Raw genomic sequence first — 3,533 nt, 5'->3', positions numbered from 1 at the left:
GGCCCCCTGCCGCTGGCCACGGGCGCCGCGCTGGCCGTCTCCTACAAGGGCGGCGACGAGGTCGTCATGTGCCAGATGGGCGACGGCACCACCAACATCGGCGCCTGGCACGAGTCCCTCAACATCGCCAAGCTGTGGAACCTGCCGATCGTCTTCGTGGTGATCAACAACTTCACCGGCATGGGCACCACCGTCGAGATGTCCTCGGCCGAGCCCGAGCTGTACAAGCGCGGCGCCGCCTTCCAGATCGAGGGTGAGCGCGTGGACGGCCGCGACGTGCTGGCCGTGCGCGACGCCGCCGCCCGCCTCGTGGAGCGCGCCCGCGAGGAGCAGACCCCGTTCCTCCTGGAGGCGTGGAGCTACCGGCAGAAGGGCCACTCGGTCGTCGACCCGGCCAAGTACCGCACGGACGAGCAGCGTGAGACGGCGCGAGCCCAGGAGAACGACCCGATCGCCCTGTTCGACGCCAAGCTCACCAAGGCCGGCATCCTGAACGACGAGATCCGCGACGAGATCGCCGCCGCGGTCAAGTCCGAGGTCACCGAGGCCGCCGACTTCGCCGAGAAGAGCCCCAAGCCCGACGTCTCGACGCTCTTCGACTACACCTACGCCACCCCGGTTCCGAACGAGTCGCGGCGCATGCCCGCCGACCCGGTGTTCGCGGAGTAGAGAAGGAACCAGCACATGTCTGTCATCACGTACCGCCAGGCTCTGCGGGACACCCTTCGCGCCGAGATGCTCCGCGACGAGGACGTCCTCGTCATGGGCGAGGAGATCGGCGTCTTCGAGGGCTCCTACAAGATCACCGAGGGGCTGCTCAAGGAGTTCGGCCCCCGCCGGGTCAAGGACACCCCGATCGCCGAGGAGGGCTTCGTCGGCGCCGCCATCGGCGCCGCCATGCTCGGCCTGCGTCCGGTCGTCGAGCTCATGACGATCAACTTCTCGCTGATCGCCATCGACCAGATCATCAACCACGCCGCCAAGATCTACGGCATGTTCGGCGGCCAGACCAGCGTGCCCATGGTCATCCGCACCCCCGGTGGCGGCGGCCAGCAGCTCGGTGCGACGCACTCGCAGAACATCGAGCTGTTCTACTCCTTCATCCCGGGTCTGAAGGTGCTCGCTCCGAGCACGCCCGCGGAGGCCTCCGCCATGCTCCGCGCGGCCATCCGCGACGACGACCCGGTCCTCTTCCTGGAGAACCTCGGCCTGTACAACTCCAAGGGCGAGGTGCCCGAGGACTACGCCGAGGCCGACAACGACGACGTCGCCACGATCGGCCGTGCCGCGGTGACCCGCGAGGGGAGCGACATCACCCTCATCGGCTACTCCCGCATGGCGATGGTGGCCACCCAGGTCGCGGAGAAGCTGGCCGAGGAGGACATCAGCGTCGAGGTGGTCGACCTGCGCAGCCTGCGTCCGCTCGACCGCCAGACGTTCGTGGACTCGGTCAAGAAGACCGGCGCGGCGGTGATCTGCGAGGACGACTGGCTGACCTACGGGATCGGCGCGGAGATCACCGCGTCCATCCAGGAAGGCGCCTTCGACTACCTGGACGCCCCGGTCCGGCGTGTGGCCATGGCGGAGGTTCCCATGCCCTACGCCAAGCCGCTGGAGACGGCGGCCCTGCCCTCCGTCGAGTCGATCAGCACCGCCATCAAGGAGACCCTGAGCGCCGTCGGCAAGCGGGTCGGGTAGAGGAGTTTTCCATGAGCAACATCGAGATGCCGCGCCTCTCCGACACCATGGAAGAGGGCGTGATCAGCACCTGGGTCAAGAAGGTGGGCGACAAGGTCGCCTCCGGTGACGTCCTGGTCGAGATCGAGACCGACAAGGCCGTCATGGAGTACGAGGCCTACGAGGACGGCTTCCTGGTGAAGCAGACCGTGTCCGAGGGCGACACGGTGCCGATCGGCGAGGTCATCGGTGTGATCGCCGACAGCCCCGACGCCGTCCCGGAGGAGTCCGCTCCGGCCGCCCCGGCCCCCGCCGCGGAGGAGAAGGCCGAGGAGAAGGAGGAGGCCCCGGCCGCCGCGCCCGCGGCCGAGCCGAGCGCCCCGGCCGCCCCGGCCGGTGGCGGCGAGCGTCCGCGCACCTCCCCGCTGGCCCGCCGGCTGGCCAAGGAGTACGGCCTGGACATCACGAAGATCCAGGGCTCCGGGCCCAAGGGCCGGATCGTGCGCGCCGACATCGAGGCGGCCGCCAAGGCCGGAGTCCCCGAGGCCCCGGCCGCCGCTCCGGAGAAGGCCGCCCCGGCCGCCGCCCCGCAGGCCCCGGCCTTCGAGGACGGGCGGGACTCCGAGGAGCTCAAGGTCAGCAACATGCGCAAGGTGATCGCGCGCCGCCTGACCGAGAGCAAGCAGCAGGTTCCGCACTTCTACCTGCGCCGCACGATCGACGCCGAGGCGCTCAAGGCCTTCCGCGCCCAGATCAACGAGCAGCTGTCGAGCACGGGCGTGAAGGTCAGCTTCAACGACCTCATCGTCAAGGCCTGCGCGACCGCGCTCAAGCTGCACCCGGCGGTCAACACCTCGTGGGTGGACGACAAGCTGCTCCAGCACCACCGGGTCAACGTCGGCGTGGCCGTCGCCGTGGACGCGGGCCTGGTCGTGCCGGTCCTGCACGACACGGACAAGGCGACGCTGTCGGAGATCTCCACCCGTACGCGTGAGCTGGCGGGCAAGGCGCGCGACAACAAGCTCAAGCCGCAGGAGATGAGCGGCGGCACGTTCAGCGTGTCCAACCTGGGCATGTTCGGCGTGGACAGCTTCTCCGCCGTCATCAACCCGCCGGAGGCGGCGATCCTCGCGGTCGGCGCGATGAAGCAGGAGGCCGTGGTCGTGGACGGCGAGGTCGCCGTGCGCAACCGCATCTCCCTGGAGCTGTCGGTGGACCACCGCGCGGTGGACGGTGCCGTGGGCGCCGCCTTCCTGAAGGACCTCGCGGAGATCCTGGAAGAGCCCATGCGGATCATCCTGTAACACTCCAGTCCCACGACGCCCCGGCCGGATCCTGCACCCCGGCCGGGGCGTTCGTGTGCCCGGACACCCGTGGCGGGACTCGCCGACCGGCGCCGCCCGGGGCGTCGTCCACACCCTGTGGACGACGGGAGTAGGGTGCGTGGCGGGAGGCACGGATGAGTCGTTGGAGAACCCGCACCGCCGAGCCCGCCGGGGTTCCCGCCACCGTGACGTGGGGACTGCTGGGCGCGTGGCTCGTCCACGACGCGGAGGAACTGGTGATGATCCCCGGCTGGTCAAGCAGGGCACGCCCCCGCCTGGAGCGGAACCTGCCGTGGGTCCCGGGCCGGGTCTGGGACGGCCTCGACGTCTCTCCCCGGCGCAACGCGACCGCGATCGCCCTGATGGGGGTGCTCATGGCCGCGGCCTCCGCCGACGGTGCGAGGACCGGCGGGCGGAGCGGCTTCTACCAGGCGGCGCTGGTCGGTTTCGGACTGCACTCGGCCACGCACGTCGCCCAGTCCGCGGTCACGCGCGGTTACACGCCGGGGGTGGCCACCGCGCCGCTGGTGG

General features: G+C 70.3%; 4 protein-coding genes. All 4 read left to right on the top strand.

Translation table 11 applies throughout. From position 1 onward, the window contains the following. The coding region (locus tag D471_RS0113195) for a thiamine pyrophosphate-dependent dehydrogenase E1 component subunit alpha (protein ID WP_017599046.1) at nucleotides 1–669 on the top strand (669 nt) is incomplete at its 5' end. Between the two features lie 15 nt (nucleotides 670–684). Then, nucleotides 685–1,698: an alpha-ketoacid dehydrogenase subunit beta gene (locus D471_RS0113190; RefSeq protein ID WP_017599045.1), complete on the top strand. Its 1,014-nt coding sequence runs from the start codon at nucleotides 685–687 to the stop codon at nucleotides 1,696–1,698. A gap of 11 nt (nucleotides 1,699–1,709) precedes the next feature. Beyond that, on the top strand, nucleotides 1,710–2,981 hold the full coding sequence (locus tag D471_RS0113185; RefSeq protein ID WP_017599044.1) for a dihydrolipoamide acetyltransferase family protein: 1,272 nt from the start codon (nucleotides 1,710–1,712) through the stop codon (nucleotides 2,979–2,981). A gap of 155 nt (nucleotides 2,982–3,136) precedes the next feature. Next, nucleotides 3,137–3,533, top strand: a 397-nt coding sequence (locus D471_RS0113180; RefSeq protein ID WP_017599043.1) for an HXXEE domain-containing protein, incomplete at its 3' end; no start/stop codon positions are given.

The sequence above is a fragment of the Nocardiopsis lucentensis DSM 44048 genome, assembly GCF_000341125.1.
GTDB classification, from domain to species: Bacteria; Actinomycetota; Actinomycetes; order Streptosporangiales; family Streptosporangiaceae; genus Nocardiopsis; species Nocardiopsis lucentensis.
Note: the sequence above shows the minus strand (reverse complement) of the source record. Positions and strands in the feature narration are given on the sequence as shown.

What these genes read in the sequence shown, in the direction of transcription:
- D471_RS0113190 (WP_017599045.1), top strand. Translation starts at nt 685, where the DNA reads ATGTCTGTCATCACGTACCGCCAGGCTCTGCGGGACACCCTTCGCGCC.
- D471_RS0113185 (WP_017599044.1), top strand. Translation starts at nt 1,710, where the DNA reads ATGAGCAACATCGAGATGCCGCGCCTCTCCGACACCATGGAAGAGGGC.